This window comes from Halomonas sp. hl-4, from assembly GCF_900215475.1.
Taxonomy (GTDB): domain Bacteria; phylum Pseudomonadota; class Gammaproteobacteria; order Pseudomonadales; family Halomonadaceae; genus Vreelandella.
Genome location: NZ_LT907845.1, coordinates 3,585,709 through 3,605,411, shown reverse-complemented (window position 1 = coordinate 3,605,411; position 19,703 = coordinate 3,585,709). Strand labels below are relative to the sequence as shown.

Annotated in this window: 19 protein-coding genes; 4 read left to right on the top strand and 15 right to left on the bottom strand. The window is 55.5% G+C overall.

The genetic code is table 11. The features are described 5' to 3' along the window. Window positions 1–12 precede the first annotated feature (12 nt). From CPH17_RS16940 to CPH17_RS16915, 6 genes are all read right to left on the bottom strand, one after another. On the bottom strand, window positions 13–1,119 hold the full coding sequence (locus CPH17_RS16940) for an ABC transporter ATP-binding protein (RefSeq protein ID WP_096300454.1): 1,107 nt from the start codon (window positions 1,117–1,119) through the stop codon (window positions 13–15). Continuing rightward, complete coding sequence (gene modB, locus CPH17_RS16935; RefSeq protein ID WP_231896506.1) at window positions 1,112–1,723, bottom strand: molybdate ABC transporter permease subunit; 612 nt, start codon at window positions 1,721–1,723, stop codon at window positions 1,112–1,114. The genes CPH17_RS16940 and modB overlap by 8 nt, the downstream gene beginning before the upstream one ends. A 56-nt stretch (window positions 1,724–1,779) precedes the next feature. Continuing rightward, window positions 1,780–2,562, bottom strand: a complete 783-nt coding sequence (modA, locus tag CPH17_RS16930; RefSeq protein WP_096300452.1) for a molybdate ABC transporter substrate-binding protein — start codon at window positions 2,560–2,562, stop codon at window positions 1,780–1,782. 3 nt (window positions 2,563–2,565) lie between these two features. Further along, on the bottom strand, window positions 2,566–4,050 hold the full coding sequence (gene pyk / locus CPH17_RS16925) for a pyruvate kinase (RefSeq protein ID WP_096300450.1): 1,485 nt from the start codon (window positions 4,048–4,050) through the stop codon (window positions 2,566–2,568). Window positions 4,051–4,132: 82 nt separating this feature from the next. Continuing rightward, the gene (locus CPH17_RS16920; protein ID WP_074395385.1) at window positions 4,133–4,624 is read right to left on the bottom strand and encodes an ureidoglycolate lyase; all 492 of its coding nucleotides are present in this window, start codon (window positions 4,622–4,624) and stop codon (window positions 4,133–4,135) included. A 9-nt stretch (window positions 4,625–4,633) separates the two neighbouring features. After that, complete coding sequence (locus tag CPH17_RS16915; RefSeq protein ID WP_096300448.1) at window positions 4,634–5,464, bottom strand: bifunctional allantoicase/(S)-ureidoglycine aminohydrolase; 831 nt, start codon at window positions 5,462–5,464, stop codon at window positions 4,634–4,636. 293 nt (window positions 5,465–5,757) lie between these two features. Here CPH17_RS16915 and CPH17_RS16910 point away from each other — a divergent pair, with 293 nt between their 5' ends. Then, window positions 5,758–7,206 (top strand): YfcC family protein, encoded by a 1,449-nt coding sequence (locus CPH17_RS16910; RefSeq protein WP_074395384.1) that lies wholly within the window; start codon window positions 5,758–5,760, stop codon window positions 7,204–7,206. Window positions 7,207–7,257: 51 nt separating this feature from the next. Here the strand turns inward: CPH17_RS16910 and CPH17_RS16905 are convergent, their stop codons facing one another. From CPH17_RS16905 to puuE, 6 genes are all read right to left on the bottom strand, one after another. Next, window positions 7,258–7,986 carry an amino acid ABC transporter ATP-binding protein gene (locus CPH17_RS16905; RefSeq protein WP_074395383.1) on the bottom strand — a complete coding sequence of 243 codons (729 nt, stop codon included), beginning with the start codon at window positions 7,984–7,986 and terminating at the stop codon, window positions 7,258–7,260. Continuing rightward, window positions 7,967–8,623: an amino acid ABC transporter permease gene (locus CPH17_RS16900; protein ID WP_096300446.1), complete on the bottom strand. Its 657-nt coding sequence runs from the start codon at window positions 8,621–8,623 to the stop codon at window positions 7,967–7,969. Before CPH17_RS16900 ends, CPH17_RS16905 begins: the two co-directional genes overlap by 20 nt. After that, the gene (locus CPH17_RS16895; RefSeq protein ID WP_074395381.1) at window positions 8,620–9,297 is read right to left on the bottom strand and encodes an amino acid ABC transporter permease; all 678 of its coding nucleotides are present in this window, start codon (window positions 9,295–9,297) and stop codon (window positions 8,620–8,622) included. The genes CPH17_RS16900 and CPH17_RS16895 overlap by 4 nt, the downstream gene beginning before the upstream one ends. 8 nt (window positions 9,298–9,305) lie before the next feature. Then, window positions 9,306–10,124, bottom strand: coding sequence for a transporter substrate-binding domain-containing protein (locus tag CPH17_RS16890; protein ID WP_074395380.1), 819 nt, complete (start codon window positions 10,122–10,124; stop codon window positions 9,306–9,308). Window positions 10,125–10,386: 262 nt separating this feature from the next. Then, window positions 10,387–11,268: a MurR/RpiR family transcriptional regulator gene (locus CPH17_RS16885; protein WP_074395379.1), complete on the bottom strand. Its 882-nt coding sequence runs from the start codon at window positions 11,266–11,268 to the stop codon at window positions 10,387–10,389. A 21-nt stretch (window positions 11,269–11,289) separates the two neighbouring features. Continuing rightward, window positions 11,290–12,219: an allantoinase PuuE gene (puuE, locus tag CPH17_RS16880; protein ID WP_074395378.1), complete on the bottom strand. Its 930-nt coding sequence runs from the start codon at window positions 12,217–12,219 to the stop codon at window positions 11,290–11,292. Between the two features lie 345 nt (window positions 12,220–12,564). Between puuE and CPH17_RS16875 the strand changes: the two genes are divergently transcribed. The 3 genes from CPH17_RS16875 to CPH17_RS16865 all read left to right on the top strand — a co-directional run bounded on the left by CPH17_RS16875 (window position 12,565) and on the right by CPH17_RS16865 (window position 16,299). Then, the gene (locus CPH17_RS16875; protein ID WP_096300977.1) at window positions 12,565–13,281 is read left to right on the top strand and encodes an aspartate/glutamate racemase family protein; all 717 of its coding nucleotides are present in this window, start codon (window positions 12,565–12,567) and stop codon (window positions 13,279–13,281) included. A gap of 120 nt (window positions 13,282–13,401) precedes the next feature. Further along, window positions 13,402–14,772: an NCS1 family transporter gene (locus CPH17_RS16870; protein WP_074395376.1), complete on the top strand. Its 1,371-nt coding sequence runs from the start codon at window positions 13,402–13,404 to the stop codon at window positions 14,770–14,772. A gap of 54 nt (window positions 14,773–14,826) precedes the next feature. Further along, a complete protein-coding gene (locus tag CPH17_RS16865) occupies window positions 14,827–16,299 on the top strand; it encodes an NCS1 family nucleobase:cation symporter-1 (protein ID WP_074395375.1) in 1,473 nt (490 codons plus the stop codon). A 157-nt stretch (window positions 16,300–16,456) separates the two neighbouring features. On the opposite strand, the gene CPH17_RS16860 is transcribed toward CPH17_RS16865, so the two are convergent. From CPH17_RS16860 to ilvC, 3 genes are all read right to left on the bottom strand, one after another. Continuing rightward, a complete protein-coding gene (locus CPH17_RS16860) occupies window positions 16,457–16,525 on the bottom strand; it encodes a CopG family antitoxin (RefSeq protein WP_231896540.1) in 69 nt (22 codons plus the stop codon). 63 nt (window positions 16,526–16,588) lie between these two features. Then, window positions 16,589–18,091, bottom strand: coding sequence for a molybdate ABC transporter ATP-binding protein ModF (gene modF, locus CPH17_RS16855; RefSeq protein ID WP_074395374.1), 1,503 nt, complete (start codon window positions 18,089–18,091; stop codon window positions 16,589–16,591). A 109-nt stretch (window positions 18,092–18,200) separates the two neighbouring features. Continuing rightward, window positions 18,201–19,673, bottom strand: a complete 1,473-nt coding sequence (gene ilvC, locus CPH17_RS16850) for a ketol-acid reductoisomerase (protein WP_074395373.1) — start codon at window positions 19,671–19,673, stop codon at window positions 18,201–18,203. Between the last annotated feature and the right edge of the window lie 30 nt (window positions 19,674–19,703).

The following is a 19,703-nucleotide window of genomic DNA, read 5'->3' as shown; positions in this document are numbered from 1 at the left end:
GTTTTCCTTTTCTCATCGGGCGCTATCAACGCCGTGTCCTGGCATCAGATGAATGCCCTCTGCCAACAGCGATACATGCACTGTTGCGCCGGGGGTTAATTGGTTACGCCGTGCCGCGTGGGTAGCAATATCGAAACGTAGCATATCGCCGTGTTGAACGCGCAATGCCACCGACGTTATGCCGCCCAGCACGACTAGCTCATCGACCGTGGCGGCAATGGGGTTCTCTCGCTCGCCAAGCGAAGGGCGGTCGCGACGATGGAGAACGATATCCGAAGGTGGCAGGTACCAGGCCACTCGCTCATCGATGTCAAGCCCCTCAAGCCCTGAGGCAACGTCCAGTTGATCATTTCCCCAACGTAAACGACGCTCTCCTCCCACCTCCACCACCTGGCCTTCAAAGACGTTCTGCCGATCCAACAACCGTGCGACATTCGGCGAGGCAGGCATTCTAAACAGGGATTCAGGCGGGGCTTGCTGCAAACTGTGACCGTTATGCAGCACGCATATTTGATCCGCCAGCGCGGCGGCTTCTTCAAGGTCGTGGGTGACCAGCACAATGGGTATGGAAATTTGCTGGCGAAGCCTGGCCAGCTCGCGCTGAAGGCGCCGCCTCGTCACCTGGTCCACCGCCGAAAACGGTTCATCAAGCAGCAGCACCTGTGGGCCGCGAGCCAGCGCACGGGCCAGGGCCACACGTTGACGCTGACCGCCAGAGAGCTCGCTTGGGTAGCGATTTTCCAGGCCTTTCAGGCGCACCGTTTCAAGCCATTGCTCAGCCTGCACGCGTCGACTGGCAGGCGGCAAATGACGCAGCGCCAGCGCAATATTAGCCAGGGCGGTTAGGTGGGGAAATAGTGCATAGTCTTGAAATACCATGCCCACCCTGCGCCTCTGGGGCGATAGCGAGCGCTTACCTCGCGAGTCAAACCATGTTTGCCCTGCGCACTCAATGTGCCCCTCATCCGGGCGATACAGCCCGGCGATGGTCCGTAACAGGGTTGTTTTACCACTCCCCGAAGGCCCCACCAGCGCCAGCAGTTCGCCTGGCATGCAATTAAATTCAGCATTCAGCGGAATCGGGCCGGTTTGCTTTACGTTAACGGAGAGCTTAGCCACGTGCCCACCTCCGACGGCCTGCCAGGCCGTACACCACGCCTAGGGTGGTGAACGACACCACTAGCAACAGCGCCGCCATCAGGGCGGCCCCCTGCTCGTCAAAGGCCTGCACTCGGTCGTAAATGGCAATCGCCAGCGTACGGGTTTCGCCGTCGATCGCCCCACCGACCATCAGAATGACGCCAAATTCGCCCAACGTATGCGCAAAAGTCAGCGCGGTGGCGGAGAGAACCCCCGGCCATACCAGCGGCAACTCAATGCGTAGCAGCGTTTGCCACGGGCTTAGCCCGCTGCACCACGCCGCCTCGCGCAGGTTGTGAGGCACGTTTTCAAAGGCACGCTGAATCGGCTGGACGGCAAAGGGCAGATTGGCGACCAGTGAGGCCAGCAAAATACCGCTGAAGGTAAAGTTGAGCCCACCGCCGGTGAGCGCCATCCACAGCTGACCGACCGGCGCCTCGCGGCCAAAGCTTTGTAGTAGATAAAACCCCAATACGGTCGGCGGCATTACCAGCGGCAGCGCCACCAACGCTTCGCAAAGCCCTTTACCGCGAAAGCGGGCTCCGGCCAACCAGCGGCCCAGAAAGATACCTAACGGAAGCAAAAAAACACACGTGAGTGCCGCTAGGCGGAATGACACTGAAAGCGCCGACCCATCCATCAGTCTGTACTAAACCCATAGTGTTGAAAGATCGCCCGCCCCTCTTCCTGCTGGAGCCAGGCATAAAACGCCTGGGCGGCGTCCCCCGCTTGGCGGGTGAGGACCATACGTTGGCGCAGCGGCTCATGCCAGCCTTCGGGGATGAGTACATACTCACTTCGTTCAGCCAACGGCGGTGCCAGCGCCAGGGAATAGGCCACCAGACCGCCCTGGGCATCGTCGGAGAGCGCAAACTGTGCTGCTTGGGAGACATTCTCCCCGAGCACTCGCAGCGGTTCGGTTTGCTCCCAAAGCCCTGCATGAGTAAGCGCTTGCTTAGCGGCAACGCCATACGGTGCGTGCTCGGGGTTGGCGATAGCAATACGCGGCCGCTCGCCATTCGCGTGGTGCGCCAGGGCCTGCTCCACCCCAGCCAGCGGCGCGTCGTCGTCAGGCATCTCTGCCTGTCCCGACCGCTGCAGCCAAACCAGCCGTCCGATGGCGTAAATCACGCCCTCACCACGGGTATGCCCCTCGCCATGCAGCGCCTCCACGTAGCGCTCATCGGCTGAGAGAAACAGCTCGAAGGGAGCACCCTGAGCAATTTGACGACGAAAATTGCCCGAAGAGCCAAAGTTTAGCCGCAGCGTGTGCCCAGTGGCATCCTCAAAGCGTTCGGCGGCCTCCTTAAGCGCAAATTGCAAATCCGAGGCTGCCGCGACCGTCGCCGTCCCCGCCGAGGTGGGCATGGCGACCATCAGCAGCCACGCCATCCATAGGCCACGCCGACACAAGCGAGGCATTGCTTAGCTCGCCTGTGGAGGCAGATGCTGCTCGGTGATGGCCATCACTTTCATGGTGTTAGTCCCACCGTGGGCATTCATGTGATCGCCGCGGGTTAGTATCACGTAATCGCCGAGCTTGGCGACGCCTTGCTTAACCAAAAGCTCAAGGGCGCGGTCGTTAAGTTCGGTGGCCGTCATCTCTGATGTATCGAACGGCAGCGAAACCACACCGCGATACAACGCCATACGCCGCTGAGCGATGGGGTTGTGCGCCAGGCCGACAATCGGCAGCCCCGAACGTATGCGCGAGGCAATCAGCGGGGTATAACCCGACGAGGTCATGCAGGCGATGGCCGTGACGCCTTCCATATGGTTCGCCGCATACATCGCGGAAAGCGCAATGGTTTCGTCCGGACGGGTAAAGCCTTCGTGGATACGGTGGCCCGACTCCTGGGCAGTCTTTTCGCGCTCGGCGCCCAGGCATACGCGTGCCATGGCGTCGACGGTCTCGACGGGATAATCCCCCGCGGCGGTTTCCGCCGAGAGCATCACCGCGTCGCTGCCATCCAGCACGGCGTTGGCAACGTCGAACACCTCGGCACGCGTTGGCAGTGGCGACGAGATCATGCTTTCCATCATTTGCGTAGCCGTGATGACCGCGCGGTTGAGCGTACGCGCCCGCTTGATCATGCGTTTTTGCACACCCACCAGTTGGGCGTCGCCTATCTCAACGCCCAGATCGCCGCGGGCGACCATCACCGCTTCCGAGGCTTCAATAATGCCGTCAAGCGTGGCGTCATCGGCCACCGCTTCGGCACGCTCCACTTTGGCCACCAGGCCAATCTCGGCACCCTTTTCACCGAGCAGGCGGCGTGCCTCGCGCATATCTTCAGCATGACGGGGGAAAGAGATAGCCAGATAATCGACACCAATCTCAACCGCGGTTTTAAGGTCTTGCTTGTCTTTCTCGGTAAGCGCCGGGGCCGACAGCCCACCGCCCTGCTTATTGATGCCTTTGTTATTGGACAGTTTGCCGCCCACCACGACCACCGTATGGACCTGAGACCCTTTGACACCGGTGACGTCCAGCACCACACGGCCATCATCAAGCAATAGCCGATCACCGGCGGCGACGTCATCGGCAAGCGTCTTGTAATCGCAGCCCACCTGAGCGCTATCGCCCGCCTCGCCGTCCATCGCCATATCGAGAATAAACGGCTGGCCTTCTTGCAGCATCACCGCGCCCTCTTTAAAGCGGGCGACGCGAATTTTCGGACCTTGGAGATCACCCAGTACTGCTACGCTCCTTCCCAGCTTGGCGGCGGATTTACGCACTTCTTGAAGCCGACGACGGTGATCGTCGGCGCTGCCATGGGAGAAATTCAACCGTACGACATCGACCCCCGCCGCAAGCATGGCGTCTAGCACACCCTCGCGGTCGCTAGCGGGCCCCAAGGTGGCGACAATTTTTGTGCGGCGAATCAAGGAATGGTGCAGTGCGTTCATAAAGCTCCCGGGCGCTTGACGTGTATGATCACTAGCCTAACAGTATAACGCGCGAAACATGACCGCTATGCAACACCCCGCGTTAATCGGCGAGGTGAATTCGCAATGACAACGGATATTCGTCGCAGTTGTTGCCGTCGCCACCCCGGTCCACCACCAAAAACTCGCCTTCTCGCTCCAGAACCGACTGAATGGCGTGCCAAGTGCCCGCGCGATAGTTGACCCCTTGGCGTCCATCGGTAACAAAGGCGCGTACATCGTCAAGGTTAATAACGTCTCCCGGCGGGGCGACCACGACAATAAAACGCTCCTGATGCAGCGGCATAAACGCTTGGCTGCCCTGCGGATGCCGCTCCAGAAACGTGAGCTCCAACGGCAGCGTAACCGGCTGACTGACGAAGATATTGATCAGCGTGCGAGCGTTTTCGCCCAGGGTTTCCACCTTGGCCAAATCATGGTGGCGCTGGGTACGCCCGGCATTAATGGGAAACGACGCGGAGGTACGCGCATCAATCACATCGCCAAAAGGGGCAAAGGCCTCTGCCGTTAGCGGCTCGGCTTTTAGCTTCAACATTGCAGCTCCTTAACGCGATGACAGTTTTAGAGAAGCATGGCGATTAACATCTTTATACAACAAATACCGGAACGGCCCGGGGCCAGCGGCATAGCAGGCCTGGGGGCAGAAGGCACGCAGCCACATAAAGTCCCCCGCCTCGACTTCTACCCAGTTTTGATTCAGGTGATAAACCGCCTTGCCTTCCAGCACGTAAAGGCCGTGCTCCATGACATGAGTTTCATCAAACGGAATCACACCGCCCGGCTGGAAGGTGACGATATTGACGTGCATATCGTGACGAACATCCGCCGGGTCGACAAAACGCGTGGTCGCCCAGCGGCCTTCGGTGCCCGGCATCTCGATGGGGGCAATGTCCTGCTCGTTGGTAACAAACGCCTTGGGTACGTCGAGCCCTTCGACATACTCATAGGCCTTGCGCACCCAATGAAAACGCACCGGTGCGCTAGATTCATTGCGAACCTGCCAGTGGCTCCCCGGGGGAAGAAACGCATAGCCACCGGGGAGCATGGTGTGACGCTCGCCCGCCAGCGTTAGTGTTAATTCACCCTCGACAACAAACAGCACCCCTTCCGCCTGAGGATCCAGTTCCGGCTTGTCGCTGCCGCCATCCGGCTGCAGTTCCATAATGTATTGGGAGAAGGTCTCGGCGAAGCCCGACAGCGGCCGCGCCAGCACCCATAAACGGGTGCCTTTCCAGAACGGCAGATTGCTGGTGACGATATCGCGCATCACCCCTTTAGGAATTAGCGCATACGCCTCGGTAAAGACGGCACGATCAGCGGTTATCTGCGTTTGCGGCGGATGCCCGCCGGTGGGGGCGTAGTAGGTAGCTGGCATATTTGAGCCCATATGACTTATGAAAAATTAGAGAAGCATCTTGTATACAAGATTAGCCATACACATTAAAGGGATCTTCATCAGAATACTTGTGAAACGTTTCTCCCAATAGTAACTTCTATAGAAACTTTCGTTTCATATCGCTTAAGCCAAACGAATCATGGTCAGCAGCAATATCCCAGTAAGCATTCGCTATCCTCTACCCATTGTTTCCATGGGCTATAGCGTTACTCAGATTAGACATTTATAACAATAGCCGTCCTGAATGGCGGTCCTATAACGCGAGGTACAGCATGTCCCAACACACTCAACCTCCGGATCCTTCTAATGGTCCAAAGCCTAAAAAAAGCTGGTGCCGGATCCCTGATATTTACGTGGTTCTGTTCGTATTTATCGGATTGGCCGCGATAGCGACTCATTTTGTGCCTGCAGGTCAGTTCGAACGTGTTCCTGGCCCAGACGGACGTACCACTATCGATCCCACCTCGTTTGAACACGTTGCCGCCACCCCAGTTGGCCTGGTCGACTTCATGCTGGCGATACCCAATGGATTGATGAGCGCTGGCGAAGTGGTGTTTTTTACGTTCATGATTGGCGGCATGTTCATGGTATTAAGGCGTACCGGCATTATTGAGATTGGTGTGGATAAGCTGACGCGTCGCTTTGCGCGGCAGAGCCTACTTACGATTCCGGTATTGATGACGGTATTTGCTGTCATAGCAACCATCATCGGTACTCAAGAGTTGGCGCTGGTCTACGTGCCGGTCATCCTGCCGCTGATGATTGCCTTACGCTTTGATTCTGTCACTGCAGCGGCGGTGGCACTTTGCGCCACCACTGTTGGCTTCACTACGGGGGTACTCAACCCCATCAACACGGGGCTTGGGCAACAACTCTCTGACTTACCTCTCTACTCTGGTTATGGCCTACGCATCATGGCGTTTATTGCCATGTTAGCTGCGGCCATGTTCTTCGTCATGCGCTACGCGCGCATGGTCCGCCACGAGCCTTCACTCAGCCTACTGAGCACAGACTCTGGCGAATCCGAAAAACGTAGCCTGTACCAACACGCTGACAACAGCCCCGCTTTAATCGCAACAACTCGCCAGATACTTGCAGCCATTGCAACGTTCGCCTTCTTCGCCGTACTCGTCTATGGCGTGTTACAGCAAGGCTGGTTCATGATGGAGATGGCAGGCCTGTTTATCATCATGGGCATTGCGGTGGGAATTATTGCAGGCCTTGACACCGACGAAATATGTGCAGGCTTCAACCAGGGCTTCCGCGACGTATTGGTCGGCGCCATGATTGCGGGCGTCGCCCGAGGCGTGGCGGTGATGCTGGAAGATGGCCAGATCATGGATACCCTGGTGTTTGGGCTTGGCAATCTTGTCGGCGGCCTGCCTACCCTGCTTTCCGCTATTGGCATGTTCTTCGCCCAGCTCGGCTTCAATTTTATTGTCCCCTCCGGCAGCGGCCAAGCACTCGTCACTATGCCGCTCATGGCACCGCTCTCCGATATTATTGGCGTAACGCGCCAAACGTCAGTGCTGGCTTTCCAGCTGGGTGACGGCATCGGCAACATTCTCTACCCAACCTCGGGCTACTTTATGGCAACTCTGGCCCTGGCAGGTGTCCCGTGGCAGAAGTGGGTCAAATTCTTCTTCCCACTTTTTTGCGTATGGATATTGATCGCGTTAGGTTTTCTTATTCTTGCTCAAGCGACACAGTGGACCGGATAGATGCCTGCCATCACCCTTCTATTTTTGTCTATATAGCGAGCTATCGACACGCTAGAGCACTGCAGAAATAAACTGCTTTAGCTCTGGCGTTTGCGGATTGCCGAACAGCTCGCTGGGGGCGCCCTCTTCATGGATGCGCCCCTGGTGCATAAACACCACGCGGTCGGCCACGTCACGGGCAAAGCTCATTTCGTGGGTGACCAGAATCAGCGTCATGCCTTCTGCGGCCAATGCTTCCAGTACGCGCAGTACTTCACCTACCAGCTCAGGATCAAGCGCCGAAGTTACTTCATCGCAGAGCATGACTTTGGGGCGCATGGCGAGCGCCCGGGCGATGGCTACCCGCTGCTGCTGCCCACCGGAAAGCTGCGCCGGATAGGCATCATACTTATCCGACAGGCCGACTTTCTCAAGCACTTCATGGGCGATTTTCTCAACCTCAGCCCGCTCCTCACCACGCACCACAATGGGTGCTATACAGACGTTTTCTCCCACGGTTTTATGGGGAAACAGGTTAAAGCTTTGAAACACCATGCCAACATTTTCACTTAGCTCTTTGGGCGACATCGACGTCGCATCCAACTGCTTATCGGCAATGGTAATCTGGCCACTATCGTGTTTTTCGAGCTGATTCAGGCAGCGCAGCAAGGTACTTTTACCCGAACCGCTGCGACCAATAATCGCCACCACTTCGCCTTGCGCCACCGAAAGATTAATGCCTTTCAGTACTTCCAAATCGCCAAAGGCTTTATGAACGTTATCAACGTAGACCAGCGTCATAGAGCTTTTTCTCCAGATAGCGCGCGTAGCAGGAAAGTGGGTAGCACAGCGCGAAGTAAAGCAGAGCCACAAGGGCAAAGATGGTGAAAGGTTCAAAGGTAGCGTTATTGAGCATGGTGCCGGCCTTGGTCAACTCCACAAAGCCAATGATCGACGCCAGGGCCGTGCCTTTAATGACCTGTACCGAGAAGCCTACCGTAGGGGGAATCGAGAGGCGTAGCGCCTGAGGTAAAATGACATGTCGCATGGTTTGGAAGTAGTTCATCCCCAGCACCCGCGCCGCGTGCCACTGCCCTTTAGAGACCGCTTCCAAACAACCACGCCAGATGTCGCACAGAAACGCGCTGGTAAATAGCGTAAGCGCAATGGAGGCCGCAAGCCATGCTGAAATCTGATGCCCCATGGCGGCAGCGCCAAAGAAGATCAAAAACAGCTGCATCAGCAGTGGTGTACCCTGGAAAAGATCAACATAGAGTGACGTTAAACGCTGCAACCAGCGCTTGCTTGAGAGGCGCATGAAGGTCAACAGCAAGCCCACCGTGGCACCGCCTACAAAGGCAATCAGCGACAACAGTATGGTCCAGCGAGTTGCCAGCAGCAGGTTGCGCAAAATATCCCAGAAGGTGAACTCAATCATCGTTGCTCTCCTTGCTGATAGGCGAATACGCGCTTGCCCACCAGCATAAAGCTGCGCCGCATGCCAAAGGCGAGAAGCAGATAGATCAGCGTGATCAACAGGTAGACTTCAAAGCTTCTGAAGTTACGCGACTGAATAAAATTCGCCGCGTAAGTGAGGTCAAATACCGAAATCTGTGACACCACCGCCGAGCCCAGCATGACGATAATTGATTGGCTGATCAGTGCGGGATAAACCCGCGCAAAGGCGGGCACAAGCACCACATGGCGATAGCTTTGCAGCGTGGTCATGCCCAGCGCTCGGCCAGCCTCTAACTGACCTATCGCCGTTGCACTAATTCCAGCGCGTAGAATTTCGGCACTGTAGGCGGCCAGGTTAAGCGTCATGGCGATAAACGCCGCGGTAATGGCATCAATTTTGATGCCGAGCCCTGGTAGCCCAAAGAAGATAAAGAACAGCTGCACGATAAAGGGTGTATTGCGGGTCAATTCTACATAACCGCCGAGCCCCCAGCGTACCCATGGCTGCGCATTCACGCGTAGATATGCCACGGCCACGGCCAGCGCTAGCCCGGTTAAGGTGGTCACCACGGTCAAAATGACCGTGGTGGTAATACCTTTAAGCAACTGACCGATGTAGGGCAACAGGGTAAGAAAATCAAGCGTTGGCCCCATGATAAACCTCAGCTGCCGAAGTTTTCAGGTAGGTCGGCGCTGAACCAGCGCTGAGACATCTCATTCAAGGTGCCATCTTCCAATCCTTGAGCGATCAGGCGGTTCACTTCTTCCATCAACGCGGGCTCATCTTTATTCATCCCTACGTAGCAGGGCGAGTCTTTGAGCTGGTAAATCAGCGAGGGCGCACGGTCGCTATTGCGCTCGGCGATCTCAGCGGCCACAACATTACCTGTTGCGACGTAGTCGACCTGGCCGGAAAGGAACGCAGAAATAGTCGTGGCGTTATCCTCAAAGCGTTGCACCGTGGTCGAGTCTGGGGCAATCTCAGAAAGCTCCATATCCTCTACGGCACCACGGGTGACACCGATAGTTTTGTCGGCTAAGCCTTCTGGGTCATCCACTTTCTCATCCGCATCTGCGCTAAATACGCCTAAAAAGAACGGGGCGTAAGCATCAGAAAAATCAATCGCCGCTTCCCGCTCAGGGTTCTTACCCAGACTGGAAATCACTAGATCCGCCTGACCGGTCTCTAAATAAGGAATGCGGTTGGCGCTGGTCACGGTGATTAGCTCCACCTCAACGCCCATCTCCTCAGCGAGATAGTTGGCCATATCAATATCGTAGCCACGTGGCTCCATATCGGTACCCACCGAGCCAAACGGTGGAAAATCCTGCGGCACCGCAATTTTGATAGTGCCTCGCGATTCAATATCCTCCAGCGCATCAGCATGCGCAGCAGTAGTCGTTAGCGCGCCAAAAGCGACGATACTCGTCGCCAACAGACGAAGGGACTTATATTTGAGGTAGCGGGTTAAGGGGCGCATGAAGCTCTCCTGCAGTGACTGAGTTGAAACATTCAATGACGCTAAATGAAAGCTTTGTTGCATATAAAGCCATCAAGAAACGTTCGTTTCACATCAAAGCAAAAGCAGGGCCAGTGCATTAACAATGCTTATAGAACATAGTATTAAGCATCAAGCACGCATCTCTCGATCAGCTGTTGCAGCAACACCCAGCTGGCTCACGCAACGAATTGGTGCAAAATTTGACGCTCAGCCAGCAAGCTTGCACTACTAAATGATCACGTTAGGAAGGCGTAGCGTTCCAATCGACGCTCATGATATGGGACTCGAGCTCATCCAGCTCGTGATAGTGGTCGCTGATGATCCCAATGCGTTCACGCCCTTCCGCCAGACGTTGATGCAGCACCGCATTGGCAATCAGGCAAATAAGGCTATTGGCAGTAGCGTAACTATCGAAAGCCGAAAGACTTTCCAGCGGTGTTTCCAGATACCAGGTAACTTGGGGGGCAAAATTCACCGCGGTAGGGTCGGCTATCATCACGACCTGAGCGGGGGAGCGCTCAAGCACATTTACCAGGCTTTCAAACGCAGACGGGCGGCGGCGGAAGCCAAATAGCACCACTACATCCTGCGCGGTTAAATCCACAATATCCTCTGCCAGCGATTGATTAGGCTGGGGCGCCAGACGCACCTTTGGTCTGGCTTGAATCAACTGCTGACGAAAATGCAGTGCCAATGGATAGCTATTGCGAAATCCAATCACCACCACCTGTGAAGCCTGGGCCAGTTGGCTGGTGAGCGCCGCAAAATCGGCAGCGACAATCGTACTGACGCAACGCTGCAGGTTCTCCTTCTCCCGCTGAACATGACGCTGAAATGGCGAGCCGCTGTCTTCCTGCATTGCCTGGGCATCAATTACCAGTGGCACACCTAAATTACGCAGCTGTCGCGCGTGCGCCTTTACTGTGCGGTAGCTTTCAAAACCCAGTCGCTTAAATAAGCGGCTAACCGTGGATTTCGATACGCCTGTTAGGCGAGCCAGATCAGCCGCGCTATACACGGCTAAATCGTCAAAATGGTCGAGTATGAAGCTAGCAACGCGCTGTTCCTGGGCGCTGAGTGCATCGTACTGAGCGGCAATCCTCTGTCCGATATGAGGCGTCATGGCTTCCTGTCTATCAAATTATCAGTCGTCCGCTGTAGGGTGGTGCTCGGCCCAATGGCGGGCGATGTCTACCCGGCGCGCCACCCATACACGGTCATGGGTTTCGATGTAATCGAGAAAACGCTGTAGCGCGCGAAAACGCCCTGGGCGGCCCAGCAAACGGCAGTGCATGCCCACCGATAGCATTTTCGGTGCCTCCTCCCCTTCAGCATAAAGCACATCAAAGGCGTCACGCAGGTAGTTAAAGAAATGATCCCCCGTATTGAAGCCTTGGGGAGCGGCAAAGCGCATATCGTTGCTGTCCAACGTGTAGGGCACGATTAGATGCTGATGCTCATGGCCTTGGCTATCGGCCACCTGCGTCCAGAATGGTAAATCATCGCCGTAGTAGTCGCTATCGTAGAGGAAACCGCCCTCGTCCAACACCAAGCGCCGGGTATTAGGGCTATCGCGGCCGGTATACCAACCCAGCGGTTTTTCTCCATACAGCCGCTGGAAGATATCCATGGCCTTCTGCAGATGTTCCCGTTCCACGTGCTCGGGCACTTCCTGGTAATGAATCCAGCGGTAGCCATGGCAGGCGATTTCATGGCCCAGCTCTTTAAATGCCATGGCCGCTTCAGGATTGCGCTCCAGCGCCATCGCCACGCCAAATACCGTTAGCGGCAACCCCCGTCGCTCAAACTCGCGCAGAATTCTCCATACCCCAACGCGGGAGCCGTATTCGTAGATGGACTCCATACTGAGATGACGTTCAGGGAAGGCCGGGGCGCCAATAATTTCTGATAAAAACTGCTCTGAGCCAGTATCACCGTGGAGGACACTGTTTTCCGCGCCTTCTTCATAATTTAAGACAAACTGCACAGCAATTTTGGCCTTACCCGGCCAATTGGCGTGGGGTGGCGTACGCCCATAACCGATCAAGTCACGGGGGTAATCGCGGGACGTCATGGGCAGCTCCTTCCGTTAATCCTGTCTTTGGTCACGAATAACGCAACCAACAATTTGTATACAAAATAGCCTGCTCAAAACTCAACCGCAACGCTTAGGGTCGCTAGCGGTCTGAGGTGACAGCATTTTTTGTCTTTTAACAAGCGTAAAGCCTGCTGAAAGCTGAACAATCGGTCAACCAATTGATTGATATATGGCGTGATTTGCTACTTGCGGTGGGCAAAAAATCACCCTATTTTGTATACAATAACTTTTAAATTGTTCACCTAATATTGTGTACTTTGCGACCAAAAGGAGAACTGGGTGGCCCACATCCGACTGATTAACCCCAATACCACGGCCTCGATGACTGCCTCGATTTATCGTGCCGCCAACGACTATGCCGCCTCAGGAACCCACGTTAGCGCCTGTCAGCCGGAGGCAGGGCCGGTCTCGATTGAAAGCCATTTTGATGAAGCCGTCAGCGCCGTCGGCGTTGCTCAGGAAGTCATCAAGGGCGAGCAGGAAGGCAACATTGACGCCTACGTTGTGGCCTGTTTTGGCGACCCTGGGCTGCTTGCCGCCCGCGAACTTACCCGCGCCCCGGTGGTGGGCATTGCCGAAGCCGCGTTTCATATGGCGACGCTAATCAGCACCCGATTTTCGATTGTTACCACGCTCGGCCGAACCGGCATTATTGCCGAGCACCTGCTGGAACAGTACGGCTTTCGTCACCATTGTCGACGCATCCGCGCCGCTGAAATTCCCGTACTGGACCTTGAGCACCACCCGGAAGCCGCCTATCGGCGCATTGTGCAGGAGTGCTGCCGTGCCCGCGACGAGGATGGCATTGGCGCCATTGTGCTGGGCTGCGGGGGCATGGCAAACCTCACCCAGGAAATCAGCCACGAGGTAGGCCTGCCCGTTGTTGAAGGCGTGAGCGCGGGGCTCAAGCTTGCCGAATCCCTGGTCGGGCTGGGGCTCTCGACCAGCAAGCACGGCGATTTAGCTTACCCGCGCCCCAAACCGTTTACCGGTCAGTTTGCCGATTTCTCCAATCTAACGCTACCGCCCGGAGGCTAACCCACGCGACACCATCACGATGCCAGCCAATAACAATCAAAGCATCGGAAACACACGCCAGCCGCAAGCATCCCCAGCATCGCTGAGGGTCAATAACAGCAATCTTGCGAGGACGACACCATGAGTGCATCACCATCGGGTCTGACATCAGACGACCCAGCAACCATCGCACCCAGCGATGGGCGGAAAAGCCTAGGCGACGAATCGCTCGCGCCGCAAAAAACCCGGATAATGGGGCGCGCCTCTTATTTTCTGGCCTGGTTTGGCGGCTGCGTGTCCATTGGCACCTTCGCCATGGGGTCAAGTGTTGTCGGCACGCTCAACCTGATTCAGGCCACGCTGGCGATTGCCATTGGCTGCTTTGTGATCGGCATTGCCTTGGCGCTCAACGGTGCCGCTGGCTATAAATATGGTATCCCCTTTATGGTCCAGGCGCGCAGCGCTTTTGGCTTTGCGGGTACCCGCCTGCCGGGGCTGGTTCGCGCAGTACCGGCAATTGTGTGGTACGGCTTTCAAAGCTGGATTGGGGCCGGCGCGCTGAACATGGTATCGGCCACGCTGTTTGGCTTTGATAACGTCGTGTTCTTCTTCATCGCCTTCCAACTGCTGCAAATTGCCCTGTCGGTCACCGGCTTTCAGGGCATCAAATGGCTGGAAAATATCGGCAGCGGTTTCATTTTAGTGTCGCTGGTGTACATGTTTGTGGCCACAATTCAGCGCTATGGCGATGAGCTTTCGGCCAATATGCTGACCATGGAAGGCTCCTGGGGCATGCCGTTCTGGGGCGCGACCATGCTGTTTTTGGGCATCTACAGCACCATGATGCTCAACGTCAGTGACTACTCGCGTGAACATAAAGCTGGCTCGGGGCCGGGCTTACTCACCACCCTTTACGCCATGTCGATTCTGCCCTGTACGCTGTTCATGGGCCTGATTGGCTTTATGGTCTCGGAAGCCACCGGCACCGCCGACCCTATCGAGGTATTCGCCAACGCGGTGGATAACACGCCGCTGTTGATGACCACGCTGCTGTTTATCGCCTTTGCCCAGGTCACCACCAACGTATTGAATAATGTCGTCCCGCCCACCTACGTATTGATGGACGTCTTCAAGATCAAGTTTCCGATTGCAACCGTGATTGTTGGCCTGCTGGCCTTTGCCACCTTCCCCTGGAAGTTGGTTCAGCCAGGCTCAGCCGCTGGCTTGCAACTTTTCGTGCAAACCTACTCGGCGTTTCTTGGCCCCATCTTTGCCATTTTGGTGGTCGATTATTACGTGATTCGTCGCCGCACGCTGGACATCAGCAAGCTGTATGACGCCAACGGGCCGTATCAAGGTGTGAATATCGCCGCGCTGATTGCCACCGCCGTTGGCATCGTGGCCGCCCTGCTGTTCTCGGCGGTTTCTTGGTACGCAAGCTTAATTCCCGCAGGCGTGACCTATTACCTGCTGATGAAACATTGGGCACCTTGCCAACGTTTTTGTCAGTAAGCCCCGGTGCCGCCAAGCACTGGCGGCGTTGCACACCCGAGCAAGGTGAACACAATGAACGAGACACACCACGACGATTCGCTATCGATCCAACACATGGACCCCACGCTTTACAACCAAGACCTGGCACCGCTTAAGCCTGAAGCACGAACCTGGGGCGCGTTTGAGATATTCAACGTGTGGTCAAACGATATTCAGAGTTTGTTTGGCTACACCCTCGCCGCCTCGCTATTTCTCAGCTACGGCTTGAATGGTTGGGCGGTGATGGTGGCGATAATTTTGGCCGGGGTTATCGTGATGGGGCTGGTTAACCTGACCGGCAAACCCAGCGTCAAATATGGCATTCCCTTTCCGGTAATGGTGCGCGCCAGCATGGGCGTACGCGGTGCTAATCTGCCTGCCATGCTGCGCGCCATCGTGGGGATTTTCTGGTATGGCGTGCAAACCTACTTTGCCTCCACCGCCATGACGCTGCTGCTCACTGCGTTGTTCGGCGGCGAGGGCAACGCTACGTTCTTGGGCTTATCCCCCATGGCCTGGATATCGTTCGTCATTGTGTGGCTGTTTCAGATTGCGATTTTTTGGTCGGGAATCGAGCGCATCAAGCACTTTTTAAACTGGGCGGGGCCACTCGTTTACCTAGTGATGATCGCGCTGATGATGATTGTTTGGGTCCAGGCGGGTAGCGAACTCTTGCCAGCGATTGGCACGATTTTTAGCGGTGCCGAGGCCGACGATACCACCCCGGGCGTTAACGCTTTTTTCGCCATTGTTGGCACCATGGTGGCCTACTTTGCGGCAGTGGTAATTAACTTTGGCGACTTCACCCGCTTTGTGAAAACCGAGCGGCAAATGAAATTGGGCAACCTGCTGGGCTTGCCGCTCAACGTGGCGTTTTTCTCGTTTATCGCGCTGATCATTACCGCGGGCACCTTGGTGCTGTTTGGCGAGGCGCTGACCAACCCATCTGATATTGTCGAGCGGGTAGACAGCCTGCCGCTAACCATCGTGGCCGCCCTAACCTTTTTTGCCGCCACCGTGGGCATTAACCTGGTTGCCAACTTTATCCCCCCCGCCTATGACCTTGCCAACCTGTTCCCTAGCAAGATCAGCTTTAAGATTGGTGGGTTGATTACGGCAATTATCGCGTTTTTCGTGGGCGCGCTGTGGGTCTCGGTGATCAGCCAGATTGGCGTACCGGGGTTTGTGAATGCGCTGGGGGCTATTGTTGCCCCGTTTTACGGCATCATCGTGGTTGACTACTACCTGATTAAGCGCCAACAGTTGAATATGCAGGAGCTATTCTCATCCGACCCCAACGGTGCCTACTACTACACCAACGGCTGGAATACCCGTGCGCTGATCGCTTTTGGCGTGGCGGCACTGTTCTCGCTTTCCACCGTACTGGTTCCAGCGTTGGCCAGCCTCAACGGCTACGGCTGGCTGCTTGGCGCTGGCCTGGGTGGGCTTTTCTACTACGGTTTAATGCGTCAGTTTAAGGCTGCGCCTGCGTTGGCTGAGCAGTAGACAAGCGGGTCGACACTAGCTGATTAAAAGCGCATACAAGCGCCACCGGTTTTGCCGATGGCGCTTTTTTTGGCGCGGGCTGACTAGCTACCTTGGAAACTGTCGGCAATCTGCCTGAACCATATCTTGCAACTCATTTTTCGGTATTCATGCTCAGCTAATAGTCTGATGAATCATGGGTTTCCCAGAATTCTTTTTCTTCGGCCTCATTCTTGAACTCAGGCATCTTTTTTAGGTTGCTCATAAACAGCCCTCTCCTTTCGGTGCATCTAGCGGGCGGAGGTTACAACTAGTGATTCTTCTCCAGCGCCAGATGATTGTCTATTTCCTTTATCTTGTCCTCCGTGTGGTGATTGACGTAGAGCACCGTGGTTTCTTTGCCTTCACAAATTTTCTCGATGAGGGCGAGAACCAGTTGGCGGTTCATATCGTCCAGGCCGAGGCAAGGCTCGTCTAGAATCAACAGTGGCGGGTGTTTCACCATGGCACGGGCGATAAGTAGCAGTCGCTGGTCGCCGTAGGAGAGTTTGTTAAAGGGCTGATCGGCGCGCTCTTGCATGCCCAGTAGTTCGAGCCACTGGTCGGCGATTTTTTTCTGATGATCGGTGGCTTTTGTGTATACGCCGATGCTGTCGTAGAAGCCTGAAATAATCACGTTTTTGCAGCTGGTGCTGACGCGATACTCCCACTGCAGGGCGGTGGAGACATAGCCGATAAACTGCTTGATCTGCCAGATGCTTTCGCCGTTACCGCGCTGGAAGCCAAACACGAAAATATCATTGGTGTAGCACTGTGGATGATCCCCCGTGATCAGGGACAAGACGCAGGTCTTGCCACTTCCGTTAGGGCCGCTCAGCTGCCAGTGCTGGCCCTGCTCTATCGTCCAATCCAGCTTATCGACAATGACGGTATCGCCGTATTGGATCGTCGCTTGTTTGAGCTTCACTAACGGCTGGCTGGGGTCGAGGGCGGGTAATTTAGTGGCTGGGTCGGCCTCGGGCAGGCTTAGGTCGGCGGTTTTCAGATGCAGCAATTGGTACAGCTCATTGAAGGCGGCTTCATCCTGACGGTCTACGGTGAACGCTAGTCGTCCACTATCTCCCCGCTTCTTATCCCCTGGCTTCTTATCCCCTGGCTTTTTCTCCAAGCGCTCTTTATCCAGATAGGCCACATGCGTGATGAAGTCCGGCATTTCATCAAAGCGGTTCAGCACCATCACCATGGGAACGGTGTCGATGATGGAGGCAAGATGGGCTTGCAGCATGGCGAGGGTGTCGACATCCAAACCATCAAACGGCTCGTCTAAAATAAGCAAGTCCGGCTTGCTCGCCAGCGCGCGAATCAGCATGACCTTGCGGGTTTCGCCCGTGGAGAGTTTACGAAAGGCGCGGTCGAGCAGTTTGGTCAGCCCGAACTTTTCGACCAGCTCGCTTGCGAGCTCAGGGTTTTGGCACTGCTCGAAAATCATTTCACTAACGGGTGTGCCAAGTGAAATGACATCCATGATATCGGCATCGTCTTTTTTCAGCTCTTTGGCGATAAGCTCGGCTTGCGCTTCGAAAGAGACCAACCCAACGTTGTTGGGAAGCCCTTGAACCGTGCCCGATTCAATTTTACCAACGCCAGCCAGCGCCGCCGCCAGGGCCGATTTGCCTGAGCCATTGGTGCCCGTAATGACCCAATGCTGGTGGGCCTCGATGATCCAATCAATCTCGCTTAGGGTGAAGCGATCATCAAAACTGATTGTCGCTTTGTTTAGCTGAATACGCTCTAAGCGGCTTGAAGGCTCCATCGATATATTCCTTACGGTGTTAAATAAATCAGAGACAAAAAAGCCGAGAATATCGTGGCGATATCTCGGCTTTATAGATGACTTAGCGGTCTATCATTTAATCAGCCGATTAAACGATCCTCTTCATGTCCGCCATGTGGCCGCGAAGCACTGCGCCAACGGCTTCTACCGGGTGGGCGCGAAGCGCTTCGTTGACTTCGATCAAACGCGCGTTATCAACGCCGTTGTCGTCTACATCCAGGCCTTTACCGATAACATCGGATTTGATGCCTTTCATAAAGTCAGCCAATAGCGGCACGCACGCGTGGTTATAGAGGTAGCAACCGTATTCCGCGGTGTCAGAGATGGTCGCGTTCATTTCGTACAGCTTCTTACGCGCGATGGTGTTGGCGATCAGCGGCGTTTCGTGGAGCGACTCGTAGTACGCGGACTCGGCGATGATGCCCGCCGCCGTCATGGTTTCGAAAGCCAGCTCAACGCCTGCCTTAACCATTGCTACCATCAAGATGCCGTTGTCGAAGTATTCCTGCTCGGTAATTTCTACGTCACCCGCAGGGGTTTTCTCGAAGTTGGTTTCTGCGGTTTCGGCACGCCATTTGTGAAGGTTAGCGTCATCGTTCGCCCAGTCTTCCATCATCGTGTGCGAGAAGTGACCGCTCATGATGTCGTCTTGGTGCTTGTTGTAGAGCGGACGCATGATGTCTTTCAGCTCTTCAGCAAGATCAAAGGCTTTGATCTTCGCTGGGTTAGAAAGACGATCCAGCATGTTGGTCACGCCGCCGTATTTCAATGCTTCCGTGATGTTTTCCCAGCCGTACTGAATCAGCTTAGCGGCGTAGCCAGGTTCGATGCCTTCTTCGATCATTTTGTCGAAGCAAAGGAGAGAACCGGTTTGCAGCATGCCGCAAAGGATCGTTTGCTCACCCATCAGGTCGGACTTAACTTCCGCGATGAAAGAGGACATCAATACGCCGGCCTTGTGACCGCCAGTACCCACCGCGTAGGCTTTTGCCAGGGCAAGGCCTTCGCCTTTAGGATCGTTGGCTTCGTGAACAGCGATCAAAGTGGGAACGCCAAAACCACGCACGTATTCAGCACGAACTTCAGAGCCTGGACACTTGGGCGCCACCATGATGACGGTTAAGTCATCACGGATTTTCATGCCCTCTTCCACGATGTTGAAACCGTGGGAGTAAGACAGGCAAGCGCCCTCTTTCATCAACGGCATGACCGCCGTTACGACAGACGAGTGCTGTTTATCGGGCGTCAGGTTCAATACAACGTCTGCCGTGGGGATCAACTCCTCGTAGGTACCTACAACAAAACCGTTCTCGGTGGCGTTTTTCCAAGACTGACGTTTTTGTTCAATGGCCTCAGGGCGCAGTGCGTAAGAGACATCTAAGCCGCTGTCGCGCAGGTTTAAGCCTTGGTTAAGGCCTTGGGCGCCACAACCGATAACGACCATTTTTTTGCCTTTCAGCGCGTCGACCCCATCGGCGAATTCCGAGCTGTACATGAAACGACATTTCGCCAGCTGCTCCAGCTGTTCGCGCAGAGATAAGGTATTGAAATAGTTAGCCATCTTTAACGTCCTGATTGGTGATCGTACGGT

Coding starts and splice junctions, on each gene's coding strand:
- CPH17_RS16915 (WP_096300448.1), bottom strand. CDS start 5,464: ATGCCAGCTACCTACTACGCCCCCACCGGCGGGCATCCGCCGCAAACG.
- CPH17_RS16910 (WP_074395384.1), top strand. CDS start 5,758: ATGTCCCAACACACTCAACCTCCGGATCCTTCTAATGGTCCAAAGCCT.
- CPH17_RS16870 (WP_074395376.1), top strand. CDS start 13,402: ATGAGTGCATCACCATCGGGTCTGACATCAGACGACCCAGCAACCATC.
- CPH17_RS16865 (WP_074395375.1), top strand. CDS start 14,827: ATGAACGAGACACACCACGACGATTCGCTATCGATCCAACACATGGAC.
- CPH17_RS16895 (WP_074395381.1), bottom strand. CDS start 9,297: ATGGGGCCAACGCTTGATTTTCTTACCCTGTTGCCCTACATCGGTCAG.
- pyk (WP_096300450.1), bottom strand. CDS start 4,050: ATGAACGCACTGCACCATTCCTTGATTCGCCGCACAAAAATTGTCGCC.
- CPH17_RS16885 (WP_074395379.1), bottom strand. CDS start 11,268: ATGACGCCTCATATCGGACAGAGGATTGCCGCTCAGTACGATGCACTC.
- modA (WP_096300452.1), bottom strand. CDS start 2,562: ATGCCTCGCTTGTGTCGGCGTGGCCTATGGATGGCGTGGCTGCTGATG.
- CPH17_RS16890 (WP_074395380.1), bottom strand. CDS start 10,124: ATGCGCCCCTTAACCCGCTACCTCAAATATAAGTCCCTTCGTCTGTTG.
- CPH17_RS16905 (WP_074395383.1), bottom strand. CDS start 7,986: ATGACGCTGGTCTACGTTGATAACGTTCATAAAGCCTTTGGCGATTTG.
- puuE (WP_074395378.1), bottom strand. CDS start 12,219: ATGACGTCCCGCGATTACCCCCGTGACTTGATCGGTTATGGGCGTACG.
- CPH17_RS16900 (WP_096300446.1), bottom strand. CDS start 8,623: ATGATTGAGTTCACCTTCTGGGATATTTTGCGCAACCTGCTGCTGGCA.
- modF (WP_074395374.1), bottom strand. CDS start 18,091: ATGGAGCCTTCAAGCCGCTTAGAGCGTATTCAGCTAAACAAAGCGACA.
- ilvC (WP_074395373.1), bottom strand. CDS start 19,673: ATGGCTAACTATTTCAATACCTTATCTCTGCGCGAACAGCTGGAGCAG.
- CPH17_RS16875 (WP_096300977.1), top strand. CDS start 12,565: ATGACTGCCTCGATTTATCGTGCCGCCAACGACTATGCCGCCTCAGGA.
- CPH17_RS16920 (WP_074395385.1), bottom strand. CDS start 4,624: ATGTTGAAGCTAAAAGCCGAGCCGCTAACGGCAGAGGCCTTTGCCCCT.